The 25,291-nt window shown below is 70.9% G+C and carries 26 protein-coding genes and 1 riboswitch; of the genes, 17 read left to right on the top strand and 9 right to left on the bottom strand.

Going from position 1 to position 25,291, the window contains the following annotated elements; translation table 11 throughout:
• Positions 1-87 precede the first annotated feature (87 nt).
• The gene (locus tag ACVFI9_RS06160; protein WP_474765166.1) at positions 88-792 is read right to left on the bottom strand and encodes a CoA transferase subunit A; all 705 of its coding nucleotides are present in this window, start codon (positions 790-792) and stop codon (positions 88-90) included.
• 183 nt (positions 793-975) lie between these two features.
• Here ACVFI9_RS06160 and ACVFI9_RS06155 point away from each other — a divergent pair, with 183 nt between their 5' ends.
• The 7 genes from ACVFI9_RS06155 to ACVFI9_RS06125 all read left to right on the top strand — a co-directional run bounded on the left by ACVFI9_RS06155 (position 976) and on the right by ACVFI9_RS06125 (position 7,636).
• A complete protein-coding gene (locus tag ACVFI9_RS06155) occupies positions 976-1,761 on the top strand; it encodes an IclR family transcriptional regulator (RefSeq protein ID WP_474765165.1) in 786 nt (261 codons plus the stop codon).
• A gap of 101 nt (positions 1,762-1,862) precedes the next feature.
• Positions 1,863-2,008, top strand: a riboswitch (FMN riboswitch).
• A gap of 89 nt (positions 2,009-2,097) precedes the next feature.
• Positions 2,098-3,156: a bifunctional diaminohydroxyphosphoribosylaminopyrimidine deaminase/5-amino-6-(5-phosphoribosylamino)uracil reductase RibD gene (gene ribD, locus ACVFI9_RS06150; protein WP_474765164.1), complete on the top strand. Its 1,059-nt coding sequence runs from the start codon at positions 2,098-2,100 to the stop codon at positions 3,154-3,156.
• 1 nt (position 3,157) lies between these two features.
• Positions 3,158-3,865 carry a riboflavin synthase gene (locus tag ACVFI9_RS06145; protein WP_474765163.1) on the top strand — a complete coding sequence of 236 codons (708 nt, stop codon included), beginning with the start codon at positions 3,158-3,160 and terminating at the stop codon, positions 3,863-3,865.
• On the top strand, positions 3,862-5,163 hold the full coding sequence (gene ribB / locus ACVFI9_RS06140; protein WP_474765162.1) for a 3,4-dihydroxy-2-butanone-4-phosphate synthase: 1,302 nt from the start codon (positions 3,862-3,864) through the stop codon (positions 5,161-5,163). The genes ACVFI9_RS06145 and ribB overlap by 4 nt, the downstream gene beginning before the upstream one ends.
• Entirely contained in the window at positions 5,160-5,630 is a 471-nt protein-coding gene (ribH, locus tag ACVFI9_RS06135; protein ID WP_474765161.1) for a 6,7-dimethyl-8-ribityllumazine synthase, read from the top strand. Before ribB ends, ribH begins: the two co-directional genes overlap by 4 nt.
• A gap of 87 nt (positions 5,631-5,717) precedes the next feature.
• Positions 5,718-6,074, top strand: a complete 357-nt coding sequence (locus ACVFI9_RS06130) for a hypothetical protein (protein ID WP_474765160.1) — start codon at positions 5,718-5,720, stop codon at positions 6,072-6,074.
• Positions 6,075-6,253: 179 nt separating this feature from the next.
• Complete coding sequence (locus tag ACVFI9_RS06125) at positions 6,254-7,636, top strand: MFS transporter (protein ID WP_474765159.1); 1,383 nt, start codon at positions 6,254-6,256, stop codon at positions 7,634-7,636.
• Between the two features lie 51 nt (positions 7,637-7,687).
• Here the strand turns inward: ACVFI9_RS06125 and ACVFI9_RS06120 are convergent, their stop codons facing one another.
• On the bottom strand, positions 7,688-10,309 hold the full coding sequence (locus tag ACVFI9_RS06120; protein WP_474765158.1) for an AMP-binding protein: 2,622 nt from the start codon (positions 10,307-10,309) through the stop codon (positions 7,688-7,690).
• A gap of 17 nt (positions 10,310-10,326) precedes the next feature.
• Positions 10,327-10,743 carry a hypothetical protein gene (locus ACVFI9_RS06115; RefSeq protein ID WP_474766379.1) on the bottom strand — a complete coding sequence of 139 codons (417 nt, stop codon included), beginning with the start codon at positions 10,741-10,743 and terminating at the stop codon, positions 10,327-10,329.
• Here ACVFI9_RS06115 and ACVFI9_RS06110 point away from each other — a divergent pair.
• Positions 10,637-10,954, top strand: a complete 318-nt coding sequence (locus tag ACVFI9_RS06110; protein WP_474766189.1) for a four-helix bundle copper-binding protein — start codon at positions 10,637-10,639, stop codon at positions 10,952-10,954. The genes ACVFI9_RS06115 and ACVFI9_RS06110 overlap by 107 nt on opposite strands.
• A gap of 23 nt (positions 10,955-10,977) precedes the next feature.
• On the opposite strand, the gene ACVFI9_RS06105 is transcribed toward ACVFI9_RS06110, so the two are convergent.
• A complete protein-coding gene (locus ACVFI9_RS06105) occupies positions 10,978-11,355 on the bottom strand; it encodes a hypothetical protein (RefSeq protein WP_474765157.1) in 378 nt (125 codons plus the stop codon).
• A 97-nt stretch (positions 11,356-11,452) separates the two neighbouring features.
• Here ACVFI9_RS06105 and ACVFI9_RS06100 point away from each other — a divergent pair, with 97 nt between their 5' ends.
• Complete coding sequence (locus ACVFI9_RS06100; RefSeq protein WP_474765156.1) at positions 11,453-11,767, top strand: antibiotic biosynthesis monooxygenase; 315 nt, start codon at positions 11,453-11,455, stop codon at positions 11,765-11,767.
• 36 nt (positions 11,768-11,803) lie between these two features.
• Here the strand turns inward: ACVFI9_RS06100 and ACVFI9_RS06095 are convergent, their stop codons facing one another.
• Genes ACVFI9_RS06095 through ACVFI9_RS06085 form a run of 3 tightly spaced genes read right to left on the bottom strand, consistent with a single transcriptional unit; the run spans position 11,804 to position 14,450 of the window.
• A complete protein-coding gene (locus ACVFI9_RS06095; protein ID WP_474765155.1) occupies positions 11,804-12,628 on the bottom strand; it encodes an ABC transporter permease in 825 nt (274 codons plus the stop codon).
• Positions 12,625-13,527, bottom strand: a complete 903-nt coding sequence (locus ACVFI9_RS06090; protein ID WP_474765154.1) for an ABC transporter permease — start codon at positions 13,525-13,527, stop codon at positions 12,625-12,627. The genes ACVFI9_RS06095 and ACVFI9_RS06090 overlap by 4 nt, the downstream gene beginning before the upstream one ends.
• The gene (locus ACVFI9_RS06085; protein WP_474765153.1) at positions 13,524-14,450 is read right to left on the bottom strand and encodes an ABC transporter ATP-binding protein; all 927 of its coding nucleotides are present in this window, start codon (positions 14,448-14,450) and stop codon (positions 13,524-13,526) included. The genes ACVFI9_RS06090 and ACVFI9_RS06085 overlap by 4 nt, the downstream gene beginning before the upstream one ends.
• Before the next feature lie 87 nt (positions 14,451-14,537).
• Here ACVFI9_RS06085 and ACVFI9_RS06080 point away from each other — a divergent pair, with 87 nt between their 5' ends.
• The 5 genes from ACVFI9_RS06080 to ACVFI9_RS06060 all read left to right on the top strand — a co-directional run bounded on the left by ACVFI9_RS06080 (position 14,538) and on the right by ACVFI9_RS06060 (position 19,619).
• Positions 14,538-15,458, top strand: a complete 921-nt coding sequence (locus tag ACVFI9_RS06080) for a pseudouridine-5'-phosphate glycosidase (protein ID WP_474765152.1) — start codon at positions 14,538-14,540, stop codon at positions 15,456-15,458.
• On the top strand, positions 15,439-16,374 hold the full coding sequence (locus tag ACVFI9_RS06075; RefSeq protein WP_474765151.1) for a carbohydrate kinase family protein: 936 nt from the start codon (positions 15,439-15,441) through the stop codon (positions 16,372-16,374). Before ACVFI9_RS06080 ends, ACVFI9_RS06075 begins: the two co-directional genes overlap by 20 nt.
• Before the next feature lie 168 nt (positions 16,375-16,542).
• Positions 16,543-16,770 carry a hypothetical protein gene (locus tag ACVFI9_RS06070; RefSeq protein ID WP_474765150.1) on the top strand — a complete coding sequence of 76 codons (228 nt, stop codon included), beginning with the start codon at positions 16,543-16,545 and terminating at the stop codon, positions 16,768-16,770.
• Positions 16,771-16,836: 66 nt separating this feature from the next.
• Positions 16,837-18,741 carry an ABC transporter ATP-binding protein gene (locus ACVFI9_RS06065; protein ID WP_474765149.1) on the top strand — a complete coding sequence of 635 codons (1,905 nt, stop codon included), beginning with the start codon at positions 16,837-16,839 and terminating at the stop codon, positions 18,739-18,741.
• A gap of 386 nt (positions 18,742-19,127) precedes the next feature.
• Positions 19,128-19,619: a 2'-5' RNA ligase family protein gene (locus ACVFI9_RS06060; protein ID WP_474765148.1), complete on the top strand. Its 492-nt coding sequence runs from the start codon at positions 19,128-19,130 to the stop codon at positions 19,617-19,619.
• Positions 19,620-19,640: 21 nt separating this feature from the next.
• On the opposite strand, the gene ACVFI9_RS06055 is transcribed toward ACVFI9_RS06060, so the two are convergent.
• Entirely contained in the window at positions 19,641-20,024 is a 384-nt protein-coding gene (locus ACVFI9_RS06055; RefSeq protein ID WP_474765147.1) for a DUF1622 domain-containing protein, read from the bottom strand.
• Positions 20,025-20,213: 189 nt separating this feature from the next.
• Positions 20,214-22,079, bottom strand: coding sequence for a phosphoenolpyruvate carboxykinase (GTP) (locus tag ACVFI9_RS06050; protein WP_474765146.1), 1,866 nt, complete (start codon positions 22,077-22,079; stop codon positions 20,214-20,216).
• Positions 22,080-22,229: 150 nt separating this feature from the next.
• On the opposite strand from ACVFI9_RS06050, the gene ACVFI9_RS06045 reads away from it, so the two are divergent.
• From ACVFI9_RS06045 to ACVFI9_RS06035, 3 genes are all read left to right on the top strand, one after another.
• Positions 22,230-23,672, top strand: a complete 1,443-nt coding sequence (locus ACVFI9_RS06045) for a helix-turn-helix domain-containing protein (protein ID WP_474765145.1) — start codon at positions 22,230-22,232, stop codon at positions 23,670-23,672.
• A 303-nt stretch (positions 23,673-23,975) separates the two neighbouring features.
• Positions 23,976-24,317, top strand: a complete 342-nt coding sequence (locus ACVFI9_RS06040; RefSeq protein WP_474765144.1) for a PadR family transcriptional regulator — start codon at positions 23,976-23,978, stop codon at positions 24,315-24,317.
• Complete coding sequence (locus tag ACVFI9_RS06035; RefSeq protein WP_474765143.1) at positions 24,314-25,279, top strand: permease prefix domain 1-containing protein; 966 nt, start codon at positions 24,314-24,316, stop codon at positions 25,277-25,279. The genes ACVFI9_RS06040 and ACVFI9_RS06035 overlap by 4 nt, the downstream gene beginning before the upstream one ends.
• The last annotated feature ends 12 nt before the right edge of the window (positions 25,280-25,291 follow it).

Below are 25,291 nucleotides of genomic sequence, written 5' to 3'. Positions count from 1 at the left end.
TCCTCCTGGGATCGTCCGGGTCGTCTGGGGTCGTCGGGGATGGTGGTTCGTGCTCGTGTTCGCGGCCGCCGTTGTCGCAGCCGGTGCTCAGGCGGCGGCGAGCCGCACGGTGCGCTGCTCGATGTCCTTCACGCGCTCGCGCGCCGGCACGAGCCGCTGCACGAAGACGCCGGGCGTCACGATGTGGTCGGGGTGGAGTCCGCCGGCCTCGACGACGTGCTCGGCCTCGGCGACCGTGATCCTCCCGGCCGCCGCGACGAGCGGGTTGAAGTTGCGCGCCGTGTACCGGTAGACGAGGTTGCCGTCGGTGTCGGCGGTGTGCGCGTGCACCAGGGCGACATCGGTGCGGATGCCCCGCTCGAGCACGTGGGTCTCGCCGTCGAACTCGGCGTGGGGCTTGCCGTCGGCGACCTGGGTGCCGACACCGGTCTTCGTGTAGAACGCCGGGATGCCGGCGCCGCCCGCGCGCAGGCGCTCCGCGAGGGTGCCCTGCGGCGTGAACTCCACCTCGAGACGGCCCTCGAGGAACTGCTCGGCGAACAGCCGGTTCTCGCCGACGTACGAGGCGAGCACCTTGGCGACCTGTCCGGCCTCGAGGAGCAGCCCCAGGCCCTTGCCGTCGACGCCCATGTTGTTCGAGACGATCGTGAGGCCGGTCACCCCGCTGTCGCGAACCGCCTCGATGAGGTCCGACGGGATGCCGCAGAGGCCGAACCCGCCCACCGCGATCGTCATGCCGTCGGTGAGCACGTCGCTCAGCGCCTCCGCCGCGGACCCGTATGCCTTCGTCATCGAACTCCTCCTCGTCGAGTGGCGATCCGTCCACCTGATGGACATCCTGCTCCGTCTCAGGACCTTAGGAAGCTCCTGCACACGCCGTCAACCAGCGGCCTGCGATCGGTCATACTCTGGACACTCGCCCTCCAGTTGTCCATACTGTGAGACATCCGACGACAGAATTCGAAGGAGCGTCCGATGCGCGCAGCAGCACCCCCGGTCGCGGGAGCGCAGGTGGTCGCGCGCGCGGCAGGGCTGCTGCGAATCGTGGCGAGGCACCCCGAAGGATGCCGCATCGCACAGCTCGTCGAGGAGTCCGGCCTGACCCGCCCGACCACGTACCGGCTGCTCGCCTCCCTCGCCCACGAAGGGCTGCTCGACCAGGACCGCGAGACGGGCGCCTGGCGACTCGGCCCCGAGGCGATCATCTGGGGCACGGTCGCCGCCGCCCGATTCCCCTTCGAGGAGGTCGTGCGCCCGTCGCTGCGCCGGCTGTCGGAGGCGACGGGCGAGAGTTCGTTCTTCTCCATCCGTCGCGGCGACGAGACGGTGTGCCTCATGCGCGAGGAGGGGAGCTTCCCCGTGCGCTCGTTCGTGCTGGCCGAGGGCGTGCGCTTCCCGCTCGGCGTGGCGTCGGCGGGCATGGCGATCCTCGCCTTCCTGCCCGAGGCCGAGCAGGAGCGCGTCCTGGCCGACGACGCCGAGCGCGTGTGGCGCTACGGGGCCGCCCAGGCCGCGGCATCCGTGCGCGAAGCCCTCGCCCGCACGCGTCGCGACGGCTACTCGGTGAACCCCGGTCTCATCCTCGAGGGCAGCTGGGGCATGGGCGCCGCGGTCTTCGACCGGGCGGGGGCGCCGTCGGCAGCGCTCTCGCTGACCGGCATCGAGCCGCGGTTCAGCGGCGAGCGGCGGGCCGGGCTCGGGCGTGCGCTGCTCGAGGAGGCGCACACCCTGCACACCCGGCTCGCGGCACGCAACTGGTGAACCCCGCTCGTGCGGGGGCGGGGTTGCCGCCGCGCGCCCGAGATGTCCCACAGTGACGGGAATACCCGACCCCCGCGCGCGTTGACATAGAATCGACACGACAACGTGCTCCGGGGTCGGTGCAATTCCGAACCGGCGGTGACAGTCCGCGAGCCGCGAGTGCGAGGCCGAAAGGTCTCGGGCGAACGGTTGAACCGGTGGAATCCCGGTACCGACGGTGAAAGTCCGGATGGGAGGCGGCACGTGTCGGCGGCGCAGCGCGTCGCCGACGCCATGGGCGTTCCGACGCCATGGCACCAGCCGACATCCCCGGAGCCTGAGAGAACGGCACTGAGGATGATCACCGGCGAACACACGATGGCGGATGTCGCCGCCATGCGCCGCGCCCTCGAACTCGCCACCCGCGGCCCGGCCAAGGGCGTGAACCCCCGCGTCGGCTGCATCATCGTCTCGCCGCACGGCGACGTGCTCGCCGAGGGCTGGCATCGCGGCGCCGGCACGGCGCACGCCGAGGTCGACGCGCTCGCCAAGCTCGCCCCAGGCGCTGCCGAGGGCGCCACGGCGGTCGTGACCCTCGAGCCCTGCAACCACACGGGCCGCACCGGCCCGTGCGCGGTCGCGCTCATCGACGCCGGCATCTCGCGCGTGGTCTACGCCGTCGCCGATCCCGGCGAGCACTCGGCGGGTGGCGCCGACCGGCTGCGCGCGGCCGGCGTCGAGGTCGTCGCGGGCGTGCTCGTCGACGAGTCCGAGGCGTTCCTCGACGACTGGCTGTTCGCCGCCCGTCACCACCGACCGCACGTGACCGTGAAGTGGGCGGCGAGCCTCGACGGCCGCGCCGCGGCATCCGACGGCTCCAGCCAGTGGATCACCGGCCCCGCCGCCCGCGCCGACGTGCACCGCCGCCGCGCCATGGCCGACGCGATCGCGGTCGGCACGGGCACCGTGCTCGCCGACGATCCCTCGCTGACCGCTCGCTCGGCGACCGGCGAGCTCCTCGACGCGCAGCCGGTTCCCGTGGTCTTCGGGCGGCGGACGATCCCCGACGGCGCCGCCGTCACGCGGCACCCCCAGCCGCTCGTCTCGCTCGAGGGGGCCGACCTCGTGCGCGACCTGCTGGAACTGCAGCGACGCGGCATCCGCTCGCTCTTCGTCGAGGGCGGTCCGACGCTCGCGAGTGCCTTCCTCGCGGCAGGGCTCGTCGACGAGGTGCTCGTCTACCTCGCGCCGATGCTGCTCGGCGGCCCCCGCGTCGCCGTCGGCGACCTCGGCATCACGAGCATCGCCGACGCCCGCCACTTCGATTTCGCCGCCGTCGAACGGCTCGGCGACGACCTGCTCGTCGTCGCCCACCCGGTCTCGAGCGAGCCTGACAGCGTCAAGGAAGGGAACTGACATGTTCACCGGAATCATCGAGGAGCTCGGCACGATCACGCGCGTCGGGCGGAGCGCGGACCACGCGCGCCTCACCGTGCGTGGACCGAAGGCCGTCGAGGGCGTCCGGCACGGCGATTCAATCGCCGTCTCCGGCGTCTGCCTCACCGTGGTCGACTTCGACGACGAGTCGTTCACGGCCGACGTCATGGCGCAGACGCTCGCGATGTCCACCCTCGACGATGTCCGCGAGGGCCGACCGGTCAACCTCGAGCGTGCGGCGCTCGTGGGCGATCGCCTCGGCGGGCACATCGTGCAGGGACACATCGACGGCACCTCGCGCGTGCTCGACGTGCGCCCGGGCGATGCCTGGCGGGTCATCCGGTTCTCGCTCGACGAGGCGCACGCCCCGCTCGTGGTCGACAAGGGCTCCATCACGGTCGACGGCGTCTCGCTCACCGTCAGCGCGCTCGGCGACGAGGCCGACGGCTCCTGGTTCGAGGTGTCGCTCATCCCCGAGACGCTCCAGGCCACCACGCTCGGCGGTCTCGAGATCGGCGACGCGGTGAACATCGAGACCGACATCCTCGCGCGCCACGTCGAGCGGATGCTCCGTCTCGACGCGCACCGCTCGCTGCCGTCCTCGCTCGCCGACCCTTCGACGAGCTCAGGGACCGGTGCGATCGCTGAGCCGGTCGAAGCGACCACCACGACCGGGAGCCTCGCATGACCCTCTCATCCATCCCCGAGGTGCTCGACGCACTGCGTGCGGGCAAGCCCGTCATCGTCGCCGATGACGAGTCGCGCGAGAACGAGGGCGACGCCATCATGGCCGCCGAGTTCGCCACCCAGGAGTGGCTCGCGTGGATGATCCGCCACACGAGCGGCTACCTGTGCGCGCCGATGCCGAACGCGATCGCCGACCGGCTCGAGCTCCCGCCCATGGTCGAGCGCAACGAGGACGTGCGCGGCACCGCGTACACGATCTCGGTGGATGCCGCCGACCGCGTGTCGACGGGCATCAGCGCCGCCGACCGCGCGCACACGCTGCGCGTGCTGGCCGATCCGGCCTCGACGCCCGACCAGCTCATCCGTCCGGGTCACGTGATCCCGCTCCGGGCCGTCGACGGCGGCGTGCGAGAGCGGGCCGGCCACACCGAGGCGGCGGTCGACCTGATGCGCCTGGCGGGCCTCGAGCCGGTTGCCGTCATCGGCGAGCTCGTCGAGGACGACGGCGACATGATGCGCCTGCCCGGGCTCATCGAGCTCGGCGCGCGAGAGGGGCTGCCCGTCACGACGGTCGCCGCGCTCATCGAGTGGATGAACGAGTGGCACGCCGGCTACGACCTGGATTCGGGCGACCGCATCGTCGTGCCCGAGTCGTCGCGCGTGGCCTTCGAGGTCGAGACCTCGCTGCCCACCGAGCGCGGCGTCTTCCGCGTGCGTGCGTACCGCGACCGTTCGACCGGCGCCGACCACGTGGCGATCATCTCGGGCGACCCGTCGCTCGACCCCGAGGGCGCCGTCGTGCGCGTCCACTCGGAGTGCCTGACGGGCGAGGCGTTCGGCTCGCTGAAGTGCGAGTGCGGTCCGCAGCTCGACGCCGCGCTCGAGGCGATCGAGGAGCGCGGCGGTGTCGTCGTCTACCTGCGCGGCCACGAGGGCCGGGGCATCGGCCTCATCAACAAGCTCCGCGCCTACCGCCTGCAGGAGGACGGCCTCGACACGCTCGACGCCAACCTCGCCCTCGGGCTGCCCATCGATGCCCGTGACTACGGCGCCGCGACGGCGATCCTCGCGGACCTCGGCATCGAGCGCGTGCGCCTGCTCACCAACAACCCCGAGAAGGTGCGCCAACTCGAGGCACGCGGCATCCGCGTCTCCGAGCGCCTGCCCCTCGTCGTGGGCGTCGGCGCCGGCAACGCCGGCTACCTCGACACCAAGCGGCGCCGCATGGGCCACACCATCGACGACCGGCAGCTGACGGATGCCGCAGCTGACGCACTCCTGAAAGGACACGCCTCATGAGCGGCCAGGGCTCCCCCGAACTCGACGTCGACGGCCACGGCCTCCGGGTCGTGATCGTCGCCGGCAGCTGGCACGACGAGATCACGAACGGGCTCATCGCCGGAGCGACGCGCACCCTCGAGGCATCCGGCGCCCACTTCGACCTCGTGCGCGTACCGGGGAGCTTCGAGTTGCCGGTGGTCGCCAAGGCCGCGCTCGACCTCGGCGCCGACGCGGTGGTGGCCCTCGGCGTCATCATCCGAGGCGGGACCCCGCACTTCGAGTACGTGTCGTCGGCCGCCACCGACGGCCTCACGCGCGTGGCCATCGACACGGGCAAGCCCGTCGGCTTCGGCGTGCTCACCCTCGACGACGAGCAGCAGGGGATCGACCGAGCCGGCCTTCCCGGCTCCAAGGAGGACAAGGGACGCGAGGCCGCCGAGGCGGCGATCGCGACGGTGCGGGCCATCCGCGGCCTCTCGCGCTGACGCACGGCATCCGCCTTTCGATGGGTTTCCGCCCGAACCTGGGTGCCGCGGTGGCGCAGCAACGCGCCCGACTCCTAGGCTCGAGCCATGGACATCCTCCGCATCATCCTCGTCATCCTGCACTTCATCGGCCTCTCCATGCTGCTCGGCGGCTTCCTCGTCCAGGTGAAGGCGATCGCGCAGGGCAAGGGCACTATCGTGCGGGCCATGATCGACGGTGCGCTCACCCAGCTCATCACCGGCCTGCTGCTCGTGGCGACGATCGAGATGGGCGACCTCTACGACGTGAACAACTGGAAGATCGCGGTCAAGCTCGTGATCGCGATCGTCATCACCGTGCTCGTCTTCGTCTACCGCAAGAAGAGCCCCGCACCGAGCTGGGCGCTGTGGGCCATCGGCGCGCTCACCCTCGCGAACGTCGTCGTGGCGGTCGCCTGGCGCTGATCCGCACCGCTCACCGCACACTGCACACCGCTCGTCGCACTCGGCTCGAATGCCGGGTGCGACGAGCGTAGTGTACTTCGGTTGCCACAAGCGACGATTCCCTCCGCACCCGGAACCACCGTCAGACCGACGCACCCCGTGCGGCCATACGTCGATGTTCCACGGAGTCCTCGCACGCGATGTCCTCGCCCACCACGGCGGCCACCCCGGCCGCGTCCCCCGCACCAGTTATCAGCACCCCCGCCAATCCGCCGAGCCGCGTCGTACTCGCCAGCCTCATCGGCACGACGATCGAGTTCTACGACTTCTACGTCTACGCGACGGCGGCGGTGCTCGTCTTCCCCCACCTCTTCTTCCCCACCGGCGACCCGACCACCGCGCTGCTGTCGTCGTTCGCGATCTTCGGTGCGGCCATGGTCGCCCGTCCGCTCGGGGCGATCATCTTCGGCCACCTCGGCGACAAGCACGGCCGCAAGGCGACCCTCGTCGGTGCCCTGCTCACCATGGGCATCGCGACCTTCCTCATCGGGTTCCTGCCCACATATGCGGTGGTCGGCTGGCTGGCGCCGCTCCTACTCGTGATCCTGCGCATCGCGCAGGGCTTCGCGCTCGGCGGCGAGTGGTCGGGCGCGGCGCTCGTCGCGACCGAGAACGCCCCGAAGGGCAAGCGCGCCTGGTACGGCACCTTCCCGCAGCTCGGCGCGCCGATCGGCTTCATCATCGCCAACGGCCTGTTCCTCATCATCGCCGCGATGCTGCCGTCGGACGACCCGACGCGACCGTCGCAGGCGTTCCTCGACTGGGGCTGGCGCATCCCGTTCCTGTTCTCGGTCGTCATGGTCGCCGTCGGGCTCTGGGTGCGACTGCGCCTCGTCGAGTCCACGGCGTTCTCGAAGGCGTCGAAGGAGGGCAAGCTGACGAAGCTCCCCCTCGCCACGGTGTTCCGCACGTACTGGAAGGAACTGATCCTCGGGACCTTCTTCATGCTCGCCACGTACGTGCTCTTCTACCTGATGACGACGTTCTCGCTGAGCTACGGACGTGCGGCCGTGGAGCCCGCGGACGGCGCGCTGCCCGGCCTCGGGTACTCGTACAGCACCTTCGTGCTCATGCTCATTGCGGGCGTCGTGTTCTTCGGCATCTTCACGCTCGTGTCCGGCCCATGGGCCGACCGGTGGGGCCGCCGCAGGACGCTCATCTGGGTGACGCTCGGCATCATCGTGTTCGGCCTCGTCTGGGTGCCCCTGCTCGGTGCCGGGTTCTGGGGCGTGATGCTCTGGCTGGTCGTGGGCTTCTCGCTCATGGGCCTCACGTTCGGGCCGATGGGGGCGCTCCTGCCCGAGCTCTTCCCGACCAACGTGCGCTACACCGGCTCCGGCATCTCGTACAACGTCTCGTCGATCCTCGGCGCCGCCGTCGCGCCGTTCATCGCCGTGGCGCTCTGGCAGGCCGGCGGCGGCAGCCCGTTCTGGGTCGGCGTCTACCTCGCCGGCTCCGCCGTGCTCACGCTCATCGCGCTGATCGTCTCGAAGGAGACGAAGGACGTCGACATCGACGCCTGAGCCGGCGTGCGATCGGGCGGATGCTGCTGCTGCGGCATCCGCCCTTCGCGTTCAACCCCGATGCAGACGTCGCGCCGTCGCGGGCCACACGCTCCGCACACGGCGCTCGAGCAGGCCGTAGCTCCGCCACGCGAGGATGCCGACGGCGAACGACGCGACGATGGCGAGCGCGGGCGACACCTCCTCGATGGGCGGATAGACCTGCCAGTGCGTGAGGTAGACGAACAGCGACGCCGACGCGATGGTGCCGAGGGCGCCCGCGAGCGCAGCCGGCACGGGAATCGACGGGATCCAGAGCAGCAGCAGGAGGCCGGCCGCGACGATCCCCTCGCGGAGCGGTTCCCCGAAGAATCCGGGGGTCGTCACCAGGATCAGCGCCGTGGTGACGAGGCGTTGCGTGGTCGTCGAGGAGCGCGCGACGAGCCAGCCGAGCCCGATGAGCCACATGACGACGGGCATCGCGTATCGCTCCGGTGAGCCCGCCGTGACGCCGCCGGCCGCGACGAGGCGAAGCACGAGGGTCGCGGCGACGACGGCGAGCGCGAACCCGAAGCGGTGACGCCGCTCGAGGGCATCGAGCCGCGGTACGAGGAGCAGCACGGCGAGCGCGAGGATCGCCCAGACCAGTGCCTCGAGGAACCAGAACTGCCACTGCTCGCCCCAGCGTTCATGCTGGCCGAAGAGGTTGTTGGCGAGTGCGACCGTCGCCGGGTCGTAGCTGCGGGCGATGAGGGCGACGCCCCCGATCCACAGCACGGTCGGAACGGCGATCTGCGACGCCGCCCGGAGGAGCCCGCGGACGCGGTCGCCGCGTGGGATCTCGACGAGCTTGAACCGTGCGAGATTGAAGCCCGCGACGCCGAGCAGCAGGTGCGCGCCGCCCTTGACGGCGATGAGGTCGGCATGGGTCGCCACGATCAGGACGATCGCGACGGCACGGAGGACCACCGACGTCTCGATCAACGCCACCCACGAGCGCCATCTGGATCGCAGCGTCGGGTCGGCTCGGTCGAGCGGTTCGGCGGCCTCGGCGGCGGCCTCGGCCTCGACTCCGGCCTCGACCCGGGCCTGCGCGAGGTGTCGGATGCTCCGGCTCGGCCAGTCCGACGGAAGCCCGCCGATGAGGCGCTCCAGTCGGAGCGACACCTCGATGTAGCTGAGCGAGTCTCCGCCCAGCGTGGCGAAGCTGTCGTCGGGCCCCGCGTCGGGCCGGCCGAGGAGCTCTGCATAGAGGTCGCGCACGGCCTCGACGGATGTCGCCCCCGAGACCTCCGCCTCCGCCTCGCGTTCGAGCAGGTCCGCATGTCTCGCGAGGGCGGCGAGATCGGACTTGCCGTTCGGGGTGCGCGGGAACTCGGCGATGGCGTGCACGCCGATGCTGTGCGACGGGATCCCGACGGCATCGGCGAGGATCGCCGCGGCGCGGCGCACCTCCCGTTCCTGCCGCACGAACACGGCGAGTCGCTCGTCGTGCCCGATCGCCCGCGCGTCGACGCCGTGCTCGACGAGCACCCGCTCGACGCGGTCGAGGTCGATCCGGAGGCCGAAGGCCTTCACGAACCGGCTGCTGCGGCCGACGATCTCGTAGAGTCCGTCGGCGCCGCGACGCGCGAGGTCGCCCGTACGCAACTCCTCGTGGGCGGCATCCGCTGCGAAGTCCTCGCTCGTCTCGGCGTAGCCCATCATGACGTTGCGACCTGCGTACACGAGCTCGCCGACGCCGGGCTCGCCGCTGCCGGCGGTCTCGTCGATGCGGAATCGGCCACCGGGAATGGGGATGCCGATGGACGTCGGGCGGAGCTCGGCGAGTTCGGGCGGGAGATAGGCCATGCGTGCCGTCGCCTCGGTCTGGCCGTACATGACCACGAAGTCGAATCCGCGTTCCCGACCGAGGCGGGCGAACCGTCGCACCCGGTCGGGATCGAGCCGGCCCCCGGCCTGCGTGACGGTGCGGAGGCGCGGGGGCGTGCGCTCGGCGAAGCCCGTGGCGTCGAGCAGTTCGAAGGTGTACGGCACACCCGCGAAGGAGGTCGCCTCGGCGTCCTCGAACTCGCGCCAGAACGCGGGTTCGACGACCGAGCGCTCGGTGAGGAGGAGACTCGCGCCGGCGTGCAGGTGGCTGTTGATGACCGACAGGCCGTAGCAGTATTGCATCGGCAGCGTCGTGGCGGCGCGGTCATCGGGCCGGAGGCCGAGGTACTCCGCGATGCTCGCCGCATTGCTCAGCAGGTTGTCGCGGGAGAGGCGGACCAGCTTCGGGGCGCCCGTCGAGCCCGACGTGCTCGCGAGCATCGCCAGCTCGGGGTGCAGCTCGTGTCGGGTGCCCTCGCGGCGCTCCTCGAGCGCCCAGCTCTGTCCGCCGCGGCCGTACACCACGTCGGGGTCGTACCGCTCGAGCAGGGCTCGGCGGTTGGCCTCCTGGCCGTCATCGTCGGCGACGAGGAGCACGGGGTGCCCGCCGTCCCTCGCGGCGAGGTAGGTCACGAGCGGCTCGACCTCGTTGGCGGAGGACAGCATGACGAGACGCCGCACCTCGCCGAGCTGTTCGCGCCGCTCGTGCACGCGCTGCGCGAGCTCGCCGTAGCTGAGGGCTCCGTCGACCGTGAGGACCGCGGGCGCGCACGGGTCGAGCCGGGTCAGGTCGAGCGGGCTCGGAAGGACGGTCTGCGGCACGGGTCGAGGGTCTCGAATCAGTCGGGAAGTGAGGTGAGGATAACCTTACCTGAGTGCGACAGTGAGGAAGAATCGCGAATCTTCGCTGAGTCGCTCCGGCCGTCGCGCAACCCCTGTCGGCTCCGGAAACCCGGGCGTAGCATGGCCCCGATCAGGGCTGCCGAGTCATCCGCCGGCACCCGTCGGCGCTCGGTCTCCCGGAACGGCGAGGCGCAGATGAACATGACCATGGACATGATGAAGAACGCCATGTCGACGTCGGAGATGCCGATGCAGGGCATGGACCCGGCCATGATGCAGGAGACCATGGAGGCGCTGTCGGCGTGCATGCAGGCGTGCGTGATGTGCGCCGACGCCGACGCGGCCGAGAACATGGCCAGGTGCGCCGGGCTCTGCGCCAACTGCGCGGACGTGTGCACCACCATGATGCGCATGATGCTCCGCATGCACGGCTGGGACATGCAGGTGATGTCGTCGATGATGCAGACCACCGTCATGATGATGCGGGCCTGCTCGGCGGAGTGCCAATCGCACGCCGACATGTCGGAGCACTGCCGGATGTGCGCGATGGCGTGCGATCAGGCGATCATGGCGATGGAGAAGATGATGGGCTCGATGAGCGGGGCGATGCCGACGTCGGCATAGCGGCGCTCAGGCTGCGGCCGTGCTCAGGCGTCGGCGACGCTGAAGCGCTGCCGACCCCGGGCCAGCACACCGTAGAGGGCGTGGATGGCGACCGGCTCAGCCGGCGCCAGCGCGCCCTCGAACCCGTCGTGGTGCCACACGCGGCGGATCACCGGGTCTCCGGTCTCGCCGTCGGCCCCGTCGGCGAACTCGGCCAGGGTGGCGAACCCGTGCTCGTCGACACCGAGCACGATCGCATCGACCCACTTCGTCGCCGTCGTGACCGCGAGACGCTCCTGCATGGCGTGCAGCCGGTGCCCCGGCCGGTCGCTCCGGCACTCCGCGGCGTGCTCGCAGCCGCGCATGCCCATGACCGCGCCCGTGCGGGGCTCGGTGGCGGCGTGCGGCTCGCGAGACGACATGACAGCTCCTCGGTGTTCGATCCGGCCACGATACGCTCGGCGGTTCCGGATGTCGCGCCCGCTCGTCACACGCGGAAACACTCGCTAGCGTGGGCGCATGTTCATCCACATGTCGATCCACGAGCCGAATCCCGGGTACGAGCGGCAGGTGCTGGATTCGCTGAACCGGGTGCGACTCGCGGCGCTCGGCACGCCGGGGCTCGTGCACATCGGCCCCTGGCGAGAGGACGGCGCCGGCCGCATCGTGAGCATCGCCATGTGGGAGTCGAGGGCGCACTGGGAGGCCGCATCGCCCGCGCTGTCCCGCATCACCGAGGCCGATGATCCCGATGGCCGCTGGCATGCCCGCCGGCCCGAGCGGATCCTGCTCGAGGACGCGTGGGCACTGCCGCCCGACGACATGGTCGATTGAGCGCGCAGCCGGCGCTCGGCCGACGCGAGCACGCGCTCAGTCGAGGAAGAGCGCGCGCAACCGCCTCGTGGTGAACACCAGCCCGACCGCGATCATCACGGCGTAGTAGCCGACGTGCCAGAGCATCCCGAGATCCACGGCGCCCGTGGTGAGCCCACGGACGAGCTCGACGCCATGCCAGAGCGGCAACGACTGGATCACCACCTGGAGCCATTCGGGATAGACGCTGAGTGGGTAGAACGTGGCGGAGAACAGGAACATCGGCAGCAGCACGAAGTTGATCCAGTCCATCTGCTGGAACGACTTCATGTAGCTCGTCACGGCCATGCCGAAGCTCGCGAACCCGAACGCGATGAGGAGCACCCCCGGGATCGCGAGGAGCGCCCACCACGAGAGCGCGAGCCCGAGCACCTGCATCACGACCATGAAGCCCACGGCGTACAGTCCGCCGCGCAGGAGCGCCAGCGAGATCTCGCCCAGCGCGACGTCGAGCGGCCCGAGGGAGGTCGCGAGCATCCCTTCGTAGAGCTTGGCGAAGCGGATCTTGAAGAAGACGTTCCACGTGGAGTCGTAGATGGCGCCGTTCATCGCGGCGACCGCGAGCAGTGCGGGCGCGATGTAGGCCGCGTACTCGACCTCGCGACCGTCGACCGTGACGGTGCCCACGAGCGCGCCGAGCCCCACGCCGAGCGAGAGCAGGTAGAAGATCGGCTCGAACAACCCGCTCAGCATCACGAGCCAGTTCGTGGACCGGGTCGCGCGCCATCCGCGGTACATCACCGCGCGGGCGTTGCCGGCGTACAGCGCGGCGACGCCCCCACGCGCGGTGCGGTGCTCGAGTGCGTGATCGACGAGGCTCATGCGCTCAGCCTCCGCACCGCGATGCGACGCGACCAGAGCCATCCGGTCGCGGTCATGCCCACCAGGACGACGACGTGCACGGCGGTGAGCCAGGCCGGCTCGGCGTAGCCGAACGTCGCGACGCGGGCCAGTTCGGTGCCGTGCCAGAGCGGGGAGACCCACCCGATCCACTGCAGGAACCACGGCAGCTGCGACAGCGGGAAGAACGTGCCCGAGAAGAGCGTGAGCGGCAGCACCACGAGCCGCTGGACCATCGCGAGCTGCCCGGTGTCCTCGGTGATGCTCGAGGCGTACGCCATGAGCAGGGTGCCGAAGCCCATGCCGGTGAGCATCGCGGCCAGGATCGCCAGCCACCCCGTGGGCGACGGCACGGCGCCGAAGAGCAGCATGAAGGCGTAGTACACGACCATGGTCGCCGCCAGGCGGATGACGACCGAGATCACGAGTCCGTCGACGATCTGGCCCGGGCTGATCGGCCCGGAGTGCATGCCGGAGAAGGTGGGGTTCCACTTGTAGCCGACCATGACGGGATACGAGAACTCGATCATCGCGGTCGCGAGCCCGGCGCTGCAGAGCAGGGCCGGCGCCACGAAGACGAGGTAGCCGACCCCGCCGGCCTCGGCGCCGAGGTTGCGATCGACGAGCGTCGCGAGGCCGACGCCCATGGCGTACAGGTAGACGAGCGGCTCGCCGAAGCCCGTCGAGAGGATCGTCTGCGCGTACGACCACATGACGCGCAGACGATGCTCGGCGACGTACCAGGCGCCGAAGCGACGCGGGCGTGCGCCGCCCGCGAGAGCGAGTCGCGCGTCCTCGGATTCGGGGACGGATGCCGCGGACGGCCGGGTCTCGAGACGGCCCTCCGGGCCTCCTCGACCCGCGGCGGGGAGATCGCTCATTCGATGAGGCTCCGTCCGGTCAGCCGGAGGAACACGTCCTCGAGGCTCGAGCGGCGCACGAGGCTCGTGAGCGGGTGCAGCCCGGCGTCCGAGATGCGCTCCAGCTCGCGCTCGCCGTCGGCCGTGTACACGAGGATGCGATCGGGCAGCACCTCGATGCGGTCGCCCCGGCCCTGGAGCGCGCTCGCGACCTCCTCGTTGCGGTCGGAGCCGAACCGCAGTTCGAGCACCTCGCGCGACGAGTACCGGCGGATCAGCTCGGCGGGCGTGCCCTCGGCCATGATGCGCCCCTTGTCGACGACGACGAGCCGATCGCAGAGCTGCTCGGCCTCGTCCATGTAGTGGGTCGTGAGCACGAGGGTCTTGCCCTGTTCCTTGAGCCGGAAGAGCCGGTCCCAGAGGATGTGCCGGGCCTGCGGATCGAGCCCGGTCGTCGGCTCGTCGAGCAGCAGGATGCGCGGGTCGTTGATGAGGGCACGGGCGATGGTGAGCCGTCGCTTCATGCCGCCCGACAGCGCGTCGACCTTGGCTGTGGCCCGGTCTTCGAGCTGGGCGAAGCCGAGGAGTTCGTCGGCACGCTCGGCGACGAGGCGCCGTGACATCCCGAAGTAGCGCCCGTACACGAGCAGGTTCTCGCGCACGCGCAGCTCGGTGTCGAGGTTGTCGGCCTGCGGCACCACGCCGAGCTGCGACCGGATGTCGGGCCCGTGGCGGTCGGGGTCGAGCCCGAGGATGGCGAGCTCGCCGCCGGTGCGGGATGAGACCGCTCCCACCATGCGCATCGTGGTCGACTTGCCCGCGCCGTTCGGCCCCAGCAGTCCGAACGACTCCCCTGGTGCCACCTCGAACGAGATGCCGCCGACCGCGGCGAACGCCCCGTACTGCTTCACGAGGTCTCTGGCGACGATCACTGGCTCCGACACAGGGAACCACGATAGACCCGACCGGTGACATCCGCTGGGCGGCCCCCAGCCCCGGCGGCGATCGGCGGCGTCTCGTACGATGACGCCATGCAGACTCCTCCATCCGGCATCCGCGTCGCCGACGACGTGCGCGAGGCGCTCGATGCCGGCGCCCCCGTGCTCGCCCTCGAGTCCACCATCCTGAGCCACGGCCTCCCGAGCCCGCGCAACCTCGAGGTCGGCCTCGAGACCGAGGAGCAGGTGCGTGCTGCGGGCGCCGTGCCGGCCACCATCGGCGTCATCGACGGCGTCGCGACGGTCGGCCTCAGCCCCGCCGAGATCGAGCGGCTCTGCACGACCGATGGCGTCGTCAAGGTGAGCGTCCGCGACCTGCCCGTCGCCAGGGCCAAGGGGCTCGACGGCGGCACGACGGTCGCGGCGACCGCATGGCTCGCGCATCGCGCGGGCATTCGCGTGATGTCCACCGGCGGCCTCGGCGGCGTGCATCGCGGGGCGAGCGAGACGTTCGACGAGTCGGCCGACCTCACCACGCTCGCGACGACGCCCATCACCCTCGTGAGCGCCGGTGTGAAGTCGATCCTCGACATCGGCGCCACGCTCGAACGCCTCGAGACGCTCAACATCCCGGTCGTGGGCTACCGCACGAACCGGTACCCCGGGTTCTACGTCGCCGACTCGGGGTTCGGCCTCGACTACCGCATCGAGAGCCCGGCGGATGCCGCGTCCCTCGCGCACGCCCGCGACGAACTCGGCCTCTCGGCCGCCGTGCTCGTCGCCAACCCGGTCGACGAGGCGCTGCAGCTCGACCCCGACTTCCACGACCGCGTGCTCGACGAGGCGCTGGCCGCGGCGTCCGAGGCCGGCATCTCGGGACACGACACGACGCCGTTCCTGCTCGACTACGTGCAGCGCGCGACCGCGGGCCGCAGCCTCGAGGTGAACCTCGAGGTGTACCGCGGCAACGTGGCGCTCGGCGCGGAGATCGCGCGTGCCGTCGCCGGCCGCTGAGCCCGTCCAAGCGAGCGCACGACTCGCTTCGACGGTCTCCCGCGACTCCTCCGGGATGCTCGCGGTCGTCGGCGACCTCGTCGAGGACATCGTCGTCTGGGTCGGCGAGCCGGTGCGCGCGGCGGCCGACACCGCCGCGCAGGTGTTCCGGTCGCGCGGCGGCAGCGCGGCGAACGTCGCGGCGCTCGCTGCCGAGCTCGTGCCGACCCGGTTCGTCGGGCGCGTGGGGCCGGATGCCGCGGGCGCCGCGCTCGCGGCCGAGCTCGCGTCGCACGGGGTCGACGTGCGCGTGCAGCGCGAGGGCCGCACGGGCACGGTGGTGCTGCTCGTCGACGCCGACGGCGAGCGCACGATGTTCCCCGATCGCGGCGCCTCCGCCGAGCTCAGCGGGGTCGACGCCGCGTGGCTCGAGGGCGTCGGCTGGCTGCATGCGCCGGCCTACGGGTTCGAGCGGGAGCCGATGCGCGGTGAGCTCCTGCGGCTCGCGGGGCTCGCTCGCCGGGCGGGGGCGAGGACCTCGCTCGATGCGTCCTCGACGGGTCTGATTGCCGGCCTCGGGGTCGACGTGATGCTCGAGCTCATCCGCGCGTTCGCTCCCGACGTGCTCTTCGCGAACGATGACGAGGCGGCACTGCTCGGCCTCGCGGGCGGCGGCGCGCTAGCGGCATCCCTCGCTCCCGTCGTCGTAGTGAAGCACGGGCCGCTGCCGACCGACGTGATCGAAGGCGGAGCGCTCGCCGCGCGCGTGGATGTGCCACCCGTCTCGGGCATCCGCGACCTCACGGGTGCCGGCGACGCATTCGCCGCGGGCTACCTCGCGGCCACGCTGCAGGGGGCGGATGCCGCGGCGGCGTGCCGAGCGGGTCATGCGAGTGCGGCATCCGTGCTCACGAGTCCGGGCGCCCACACCCGGTGACGAACGGTCCTTCCGTACCATCGGCCGCTCTGCAATCCGGAATGGCAAGTGAAAGGATGCCGCGTACGGCATGCCTCGCGGCATTCGCGCGCTCGTCGAGACCGAGGTAGGCGAATCGTCGTCAACTAGAGTTGACACCGGCGTGCATCGTCAACTACGGTTGACGCCATGGACGACCGCACCCTTCGCACCGCCATCGCGGCGGCCGACGGCGACGATCCCTACCGTGCCCTGCGCGAATTGCATCGCGCACGCGTCGAACTCACCCGCGAGCTCGATCGAGCCGAGGCGGTCGCCGTGCGGCGGGCACGCGCCGCCGGCGCCAGCTGGCAGCTCATCGCCCTCGCGCTCGAGGTCTCGAAGCAGGCCGTGCACAAGAAGTACGGGCGCGGGTAGGCGGGCACACCGCCCGCGCAGGCCGGGCACGTATGCTGCAAGGCGCACCCGTGACAGGAAGAGGACATGAGCGAGAGCACCACCCGCAGGCGACGCAGCCCCTTCGCGCGGCCCGAGACGACCACAGGCCCGCGCGCCACCTTCTCGCAGCTGCTGCCCTTCATCTTCGAGCACCGGCCGGTACTCGTCTGGGTCGCGGTGCTCTCGGTGGTCGGCGCGCTCGCGAGCCTCGCCCAGCCGCTGCTCGTGAGCCAGGTCATCTCGATCGTCGAGGCCGGCGAACCGCTCGGCTGGATCGTCTGGGGGCTCATCGCCCTGGTCGTGGTGAGCGGCGTCATCTCGGGCTACCAGCACTACCTGCTGCAGCGCACCGGCGAGGGCGTCGTGCTCTCGAGCCGCAAGCGGCTCGTGGCGAAGCTCCTCCGCCTGCCGATCGCCGAGTTCGACACGCGCCGAACGGGCGACCTCGTCTCGCGTGTCGGCAGCGACACCACGATGCTGCGCGCCGTGCTCACCCAAGGCCTGGTCGAGGCCATCGGCGGCACCGTCACGTTCATCGGCGCGCTCATCGCCATGCTCATCATCGATCCCGTGCTGCTCGGCCTCACCGTACTCGTGGTCGCCATCGCGATCACGACCGTGACGCTCCTCTCGCGGCGGGTGCGCGAGGCCTCGCACCGGGCGCAGGAGAAGATCGGCGACGTCGCGGCGGCCGTCGAGCGCGCGATCAGCTCGGTGCGCACCATCCGGGCCGCCGGCGCCACCGAACGCGAGATCCGCGCGGTCGAGGGCGAGGCCGAGGGCGCCTGGGAGATGGGTGTCCGGGTCGCGAAGATCTCGGCCCTCATCGTGCCCATCGCGGGCATCGCCATGCAGGTGTCGTTCCTCGTGGTGCTCGGCGTCGGCGGCTTCCGGGTCGCGAGCGGGGCCATCACCGTGGCGAACCTCGTGGCGTTCATCCTGTTCCTGTTCATGATGATCCTGCCGCTCGGTCAGGCGTTCGGCGCGATCACCTCGGTCAACCAGGCGCTCGGCGCGCTCGGCCGCATCCAGGAGATCCTCGACCTGCCCGACGAGGACGCGCACGACCGCGAGCTCGCCCCCCTCGCGCTCGCCGTCGACGAGGCCGACGCGGGCGTGCATCCGGATGCCCCGGCCATCGAGTTCGACGACGTGCACTTCGCCTATGCGACCACGCGCCAGGACCCGGCCGATCCGGCGAACGACTCCCCCGACGAGCACCGGCCCGAGCCCGACGTCACCGAGCGCCAGCCCGTGCTGCGCGGGGTGTCGTTCCAGGTGCCGCGCGGGCAGCGCGTCGCACTGGTGGGCCCGTCGGGCGCCGGCAAGTCCACGATCCTCGCGCTCATCGAGCGGTTCTACGACCCGAGCGTCGGCGCCGTGCGCATGGGCGGGCTCGACCTCCGGTCGCTCGACCGCGCCCGTTTGCGCGCCCGGATCGGGTACGTCGAGCAGGACGCGCCCGTGCTCGCCGGATCGCTGCGCGACAACCTGAAGCTCGGCAGTCCCGACGCGACCGACGCGCAGTGCGAGCAGGTGCTCCGCGCCGTGAACCTCGGCGGCGTGCTCGACCGCGACCCGGCAGGACTCGACGCCGCGGTCGGCGAAGACGGCATCATGCTCTCGGGCGGCGAGCGACAGCGCCTCGCGATCGCCCGCGCCCTCCTCGCCGCTCCCCCGATCCTCCTCCTCGACGAGTCGACCTCGTCACTCGACGGCGTGAACGAGCGGATGATGCGCGAGGCCATCGACGCGGTCTCCGAGGGTCGCACCCTCATCGTCATCGCGCACCGCCTCTCGACCGTCGTCGACTCCGACCGGATCTTCGTCATCGACGGCGGCCGGGTCATCGGCGACGGCACGCACGGCGAGCTCGTGGCATCCGTGCCGCTCTACCGCGACCTCGCGGCGCACCAGCTGCTCGTGTCGTTCGACATGAACGAGCCGTAGACGTGGGTGTCGATGCCGCCGCCATGCGGTCCGACGAACGGCAGCAGGAATGGCGGGATCTGCGCCAGGCAGTCCGGCGAGAGGTCTCGGAAGCCGTATTCGGCGTCGGCGTCGGGGTTGTTCGTCCGTTCCCAGGCGAGCACGTCGATCGACGTGACCGTTCCGTCCCCGTCGTGCTGGATCGTCGCATGGTGCTTCCCCCTCGAGGCACGCCGCCGGACACTCGCCCCGTCAGGCCCGCTCTCCGAGCCTGGCTACGGCGGACGCGCCGGGGTATACCCACCTGCGAGCCCGGCGTACACCATCTGATCGGGGGGATACGGACCTCACGGACTCCGGCGGCGGGCGCACCGCGCCGCCTGAGGCGACGGGATTAGACTCGCCGGATGGCGCGTTTCGTGGTCGTGCTGCCCCTCGAACCGCTTACAGTCGGCGACACGTTCACGGTGGCCCAGTGGCCGCTGCACCTCACGCTCGTGGAGCCGTTCGAGACCGACGTCGAGGTCGAGGCGCTGAACGCCGCGCTCGCGCCGGTCGCCGCTGCCGCGGGTCCGGTGGTCACGAGCGTGGGCGATGACGCGATGTTCGGCCCGCGCCGCAACATCCTCGTCTCACTCGTCGATGACGATGACGGTGCGCTCCTCGCGCTCCGCCTCGCCGCGATGGCCGCACTGCGCGAACGCGCCGTTGACCTCGGCCACACGCGCACGGACTACCGCCCGCATGTCACGGCCAAGCAGCACGGGCGCGTGCGCAGCGGCGCCGGGCTCGTCCTCGACTCGCTCGCGCTCGTGCGGCTGCGTCCGCCCGAGACGTCGCACCACGGCCGCATCGTCGGCTCGTGGCCGCTGGATGCGGGGCAGCGTCGGGACGCGTGACTCGCCGGTGCGGAGCGCGACTCAGACGGCGTCGGTCCGCGCTGCCTCGCGCGTCGCGTCGTCGCCCACGACGCGCTGCTGCCACGGCCAGCGGCCCGTGATCTCGAGCTCGAGCGAGAAGCTCAGGAACGTGCGGATGAGCACGATGATGCCGAGCACCACCACGGACTCCAGGGTCGGCGTGACCGCGACGGTCTTGATGATGTCGGCGGCGACGAGGAGTTCGAGCCCGAGGAGGATCGCCCGCCCGAGCACGCGCCGGAACCGCGTGTACACCGGGCTCCTCCGGCGGAGGCCCCGAAGCGCGGCGTCCGCGATGGCGTACAGGACTCCGACCACGATCGCCACGACGCCGACGACGTCGACGATCTCGCCGACCCGCTCGATGATGGTGCCGTACTCCATGCCGCCCCCTCGCGGCACAGGCTAGCGCCGTGAAGCGTCCGACGCGGCGCGACCTGCCGCAGACGAGACGACGGATGCCGCGAGCCGGCGCACCTTCCCGTGCGCGCCGGCTCGCGGCATCCGTCGTCGACCGCGGTCCCTGAGCCTGTCGAAGGGCCGCTTCGACCGGCTCAGCGACCCCTGATGACGCTAGTCGTCCTGGTGCTGCAGGTGGTACCGCAGGCTCGCCAGCTCGGCGTTGAGCGCCGCGGGAACGCGGTCGCCGAACTGCGCGAAGTACTCCTCGGTGAGCTCGCACTCGGCCAGCCACGTGTCGCGGTCCACCTCGAAGAGGTGCTCGAGCGCATCGTCCGAGATGTCGAGGCCGTCGACGTCGAGCGAGCCGGGCGCGGGAAGCAGGCCGATGGGCGTCTCGACCGCGTCGGCCTCGTCCTCGACGCGGCGCACGACCCACTCGAGCACACGCGAGTTCTCGCCGAACCCTGGCCAGAGGAACGAGCCGTCGTGCCCCTTGCGGAACCAGTTCACCTGGAAGATCTTCGGCGCGTTCTCGCCGAGGATCCGGCCCATCTTGACCCAGTGGCCCCAGTAGTCGGCCATGTTGTAGCCGCAGAACGGGAGCATGGCGAACGGATCGCGACGCAGTTCGCCGACGGTGCCCTCGGCCGCGGCGGTCTGCTCCGACGAGATCGTCGCACCCATGAACACGCCGTGCTTCCAGCTGCGTGCCTCGGCCACGAGCGGGACGTTCGTGGCGCGGCGGCCGCCGAAGAGGATCGCGTCGATGGGCACGCCGTCGTGCGCCTCCCAGTCGTCGGCGATCTGCGGGCACTGGGCGGCCGCGACCGTGAAGCGCGAGTTGGGGTGCGCGGCCGGGCGACCGGATGCGGGCGTCCAGTCGTTGCCCTGCCAGTCGATGAGGTGATCGGGCACCTCGTCGGTGAGTCCCTCCCACCACACGTCGCCGTCGTCGCGGAGGCCGACGTTCGTGAAGATCGTGTTGCCCCACAGCGTCTGCACGGCGGTCGGGTTGGTCGACTCGCCGGTGCCGGGCGCGACGCCGAAGAAGCCCGCCTCGGGGTTGATCGCGTACAGGCGGCCGTCGTCGCCTGGGCGCATCCACGCGATGTCGTCGCCGATGGTCTCGACCTTCCAGCCCGGGATGGTCGGACGCAGCATCGCGAGGTTCGTCTTGCCGCAGGCCGACGGGAACGCGGCGGCCACGTGGTAGGCCCTGCCCTCGGGCGAGGTGATCTTGATGAGCAGCATGTGCTCGGCCAGCCATCCCTCGTCGCGGGCCATGACCGAGGCGATGCGCAGCGCGAACGACTTCTTGGCGAGCAGCGCGTTGCCGCCGTAGCCCGAGCCGTACGACCAGATCTCGCGGGAGTCGGGGAACTGCACGATGTACTTCGTCTCGTTGCAGGGCCACGCCACGTCGGCGCGCCGGTGGCCGACGCCGTCGACGAGCGGGTAGCCGACCGAGTGGACGGTGTGCACCCACGGCTCGCCGGCCTCGATGAGGCGGTACACGGCGTCGCCCATGCGGGTCATGATGCCCATCGAGAGCACGACGTACGGCGAGTCGGTGATCTCGACGCCGAGCTGCGAGATGTGGCCGCCGAGCGGGCCCATCGAGAACGGCACGACGTACATCGTGCGGCCCTTCATCGAGCCGTCGAAGACGTGCGTGAGCTCCTCGCGCATCGCGTGGGGGTCGCGCCAGTTGTTCGTTGGGCCGGCGTCCTCCTCGTACGTCGAGCAGATGAAGGTACGGTCCTCGACGCGGGCGACATCGCCGGGGTCGGTCCGGGCGAGGAAGCTGTTGGGCCGCCACTCCGGGTTCAGCTTGATGAGCTTGCCCTCCGCGAGCATCTGCTTGGTGAGGAGGTCCGCCTCCTGCTTCGAACCGTCGCACCAGACGATCTCGTCGGGCTTGGTCAGCGCGGCGATCTCGTTGACCCAGGCGATGAGGTCGGGGTCGGTGGTGCCGCGCCGGGTACCACCCGCAGCAGCGGAGGCGTCGGTGCCGATCGAGAAGTCGGAGATCGTCATCTTCGTCCCTTTCCAGAGTGCTCGACCATCGGTCGGAAACGTGCTCGACCGCGGTCGGAGTGGTCGGTACTTCAAGGATGCGCCTCTTTCGCCGACTTGATGCGCACGCGGGCGTGTTAAGAACTCGGAAACTTTCGGTATTCTTAAGGCATGAAGGCAGGCACCCCCGACCTGGCGATCCTCGGCCAACGCATCCGGCATTTCCGCGGCGAGCGCGGACTCACGCTCGACCAGCTCGGCGAGGCGGTGGGCCTCGCGGGCAGCCAGCTCTCGCTCATCGAGAACGGCAAGCGGGAGCCCAAGCTGTCGACCCTCGATGCCCTCGCCCTCGCGCTCGACGTGGGCCTGCCCGAACTCCTCGCCCGCGAGGCGCCGAGCCACCGGGCGGCGCTCGAGCTCGAGCTCGGACGCGCCCAGGCGAGCCCGCTGTACGCGAGCCTGGGACTTCCGCCCATCCGGCCCGGCCGCGGCATCAGCGACGAGTCACTCGAGGCCATCGTGGGGCTCCACCGGGAGCTGCAGCGACGAGCGAGCGAGGCCATCGCCACACCCGAGGAGGCGCGGCGGGCGAACACCGACCTCCGGGAGCGCATGCGCGAGCAGGCGAACTACCTGCCCGACATCGAGGAGCTCGCCGAGGAGCAGGTGCGCGCGTCCGGCCACCGCACGGGCGCCCTCACCCACCGCGAGGTGAGCGTGATGGCCGAGCGGCTCGGGTTCCAGCTCATCTACGTGAACGACCTGCCCGATTCGACGCGCTCCATCACCGATCTCGCGAACGGCCGCATCTACCTGCCGCCTGCGTCGATCCCGGGCGGCCACGGACTGCGCTCCATGGCGCTGCAGGCCATGGCGCACCGTCTGCTCGGGCACACGCCGCCCGCCAGTTACGACCAGTTCCTGTGGCAGCGGCTCGAGATCAACTACTTCGCCGCCGCCTGCCTGATGCCGCAGGAGGCATCCGTCACCTTCCTGCAGGCCGCGAAGAAGGAGCGCCGGCTCGCGATCGAGGACTTCCGCGACGCGTTCGGCGTGACGCACGAGGCCGCGGCGCTGCGGTTCACCAACCTGGCGACGAGCCAGCTCGACATGACCGTGCACTTCCTCCGGGTCGCGGGCGACGGCGCGCTGCAGAAGGGCTACGAGAACGACGGGCTGCCGCTGCCCACCGACGTCACCGGGTCGATCGAGGGCCAGTGGGTGTGCAAGAAGTGGAGCGCGCGGCGCGCGTTCGAGCACACCAACCGCACCACCGAGAACTACCAGTACACCGACACCCCGGCGGGCACGTTCTGGGATGCGACGCAGACGGGGTCGACGGATGCCGCGCAGTTCTCGATCACGGTCGGCGTGCCGTTCAACCAGGCGAAGTGGTTCCGCGGGCGCGAGACGACGGTGCGGGCCGTGTCGACGTGTCCCGACGAGGCCTGCTGCCGTCGCGCCCCCGACGGGCTCGCCGAGCGCTGGGCCGGACAGGCGTGGCCGAGCGCTCGGCTGCACGCCCACGTGCTGTCTCCGCTGCCGTCGGGCACGTTCCCGGGTGTCGACGACGCCGAGGTGTACCAGTTCCTCGAGGCGCACGCCGACCACTGACCCCCGCCCGGAATTCCGGAGCACTGCGTTCAGAACTCAGGAACGCGTCCTGCCGAATTCGGAGCACGACGGTCAGAATTCAGGACCAGCGCTCCACGCTCACGACGTCAGAGCCCGAATCCGCGCGCACGACCGACCCATTCATCCCTCGTCTCCTGAATTCTGACGAGCGAGCTCCTGAATTCTGACGAGCGCGCACCTCAATTCGGCGCGCGCCGGCCGCCGGGCCGCCGACCCCGGGCAGTGCGTCGTGCGATGAAGTGACGCTTGCATTAGTGTGTGTCACACAGTATCGTGGGACACATGAATGACGTCGACCTCACTGCGGGGCACGTCCAGGAGCTGCGACGCGGCACCGTGGTGCTCGCATGCCTCGTGCGGCTGCGCACGCCCGACTACGGGTATGCACTCCTCGAGGCGCTCAACGCGATCGGCATCACCGTCGACGCGAACACGCTCTATCCCCTGCTCCGGCGACTCGAGAAGCAGGGCCTGCTCACGAGCGAATGGAACACCGACGAGGCACGCCCGCGCAAGTTCTACCGCGCGAGTCCGGCCGGCGAGCAGCTCGCCGCCGAACTCACCGCCGACTGGCGCCGCATCGACGACGCCCTCACCCGACTCACGACTGGAGACGAACGATGACCACCCTCGCCGACCGCTACGTCTGGGCCGCCGCCCGCAGCGTCCCCGAGGCGCAGCGCCCCGAGTTCGAGCGCGAGCTCCGCGAGCGCATCGGCGACGCGATCGAAGGCCACGTGGCGCGGGGCGCCGCGCCGGCCGACGCGGAGCACGCCGCCCTCGTCGAGCTCGGCGACCCGTGGCAGCTCGCGGCTCGGTACGTCGATCGCCCCATGCAGCTCATCGGTCCGCGCTACTTCCCCACCTGGTGGCGCCTGCTGAAGACGCTGCTCGTCATCGTGGTGCCCATCTCCGTCGTGGGCGTCCTGCTCGGGCAGGTGCTCTCGAACGCCCCGATCGGCGAGATCATCGCCGAGCCGATCACCGTCGGGCTGTCGGTGGCGGTGCACCTCGCGTTCTGGACGACCCTCGTCTTCGCCATCGCCGAGCGCGCCCCGTCGAGCGTGCCGATCGCCACGTGGACGCCCGAGCAGCTCCCCCAGATCCGCGACGACGCCCGGGCGGGCCGGACCGGCGACCTCATCGCCTCGACGGTGTTCCTCGCGATCCTGGCCGGTGCCATCGTCTGGCAGCAGGCCGGCGCGATCTTCCGCGATGGCGAGCGCCTGCCGATCCCGGTGCTCGACCCCTCGCTCTGGTCGTTCTGGATTCCCTACTTCCTCGTCGTGATCGCGCTCGAGGTGGTGTTCGCGGTACTCATCTACCTCCGCGGCTGGACGTGGACGATGGCCGGGGTCAACGTCCTGTTGAACGTCGCCTTCATGGTCCCGGCCATGTGGCTCTTCCTCAGCGGGCAGCTCTTCGCACCCGAGTTCCTCGATGCGATCTCGTGGCCGTGGCCGAGCGGCGAGCCGGTGGCCATCATCCTCGCGTTCGTGTTCATCGGCGTCTCCGTCTGGGACGTCATCGACGGATTCCGCAAGGCCGCGGCCAACCGCGGGACGCCTGCGATCACCGCGGCCTGATCCGCGGCCGAC

The sequence above is a fragment of the Agromyces sp. NSFZ genome, assembly GCF_056156205.1.
Note: the sequence above shows the minus strand (reverse complement) of the source record. Positions and strands in the feature narration are given on the sequence as shown.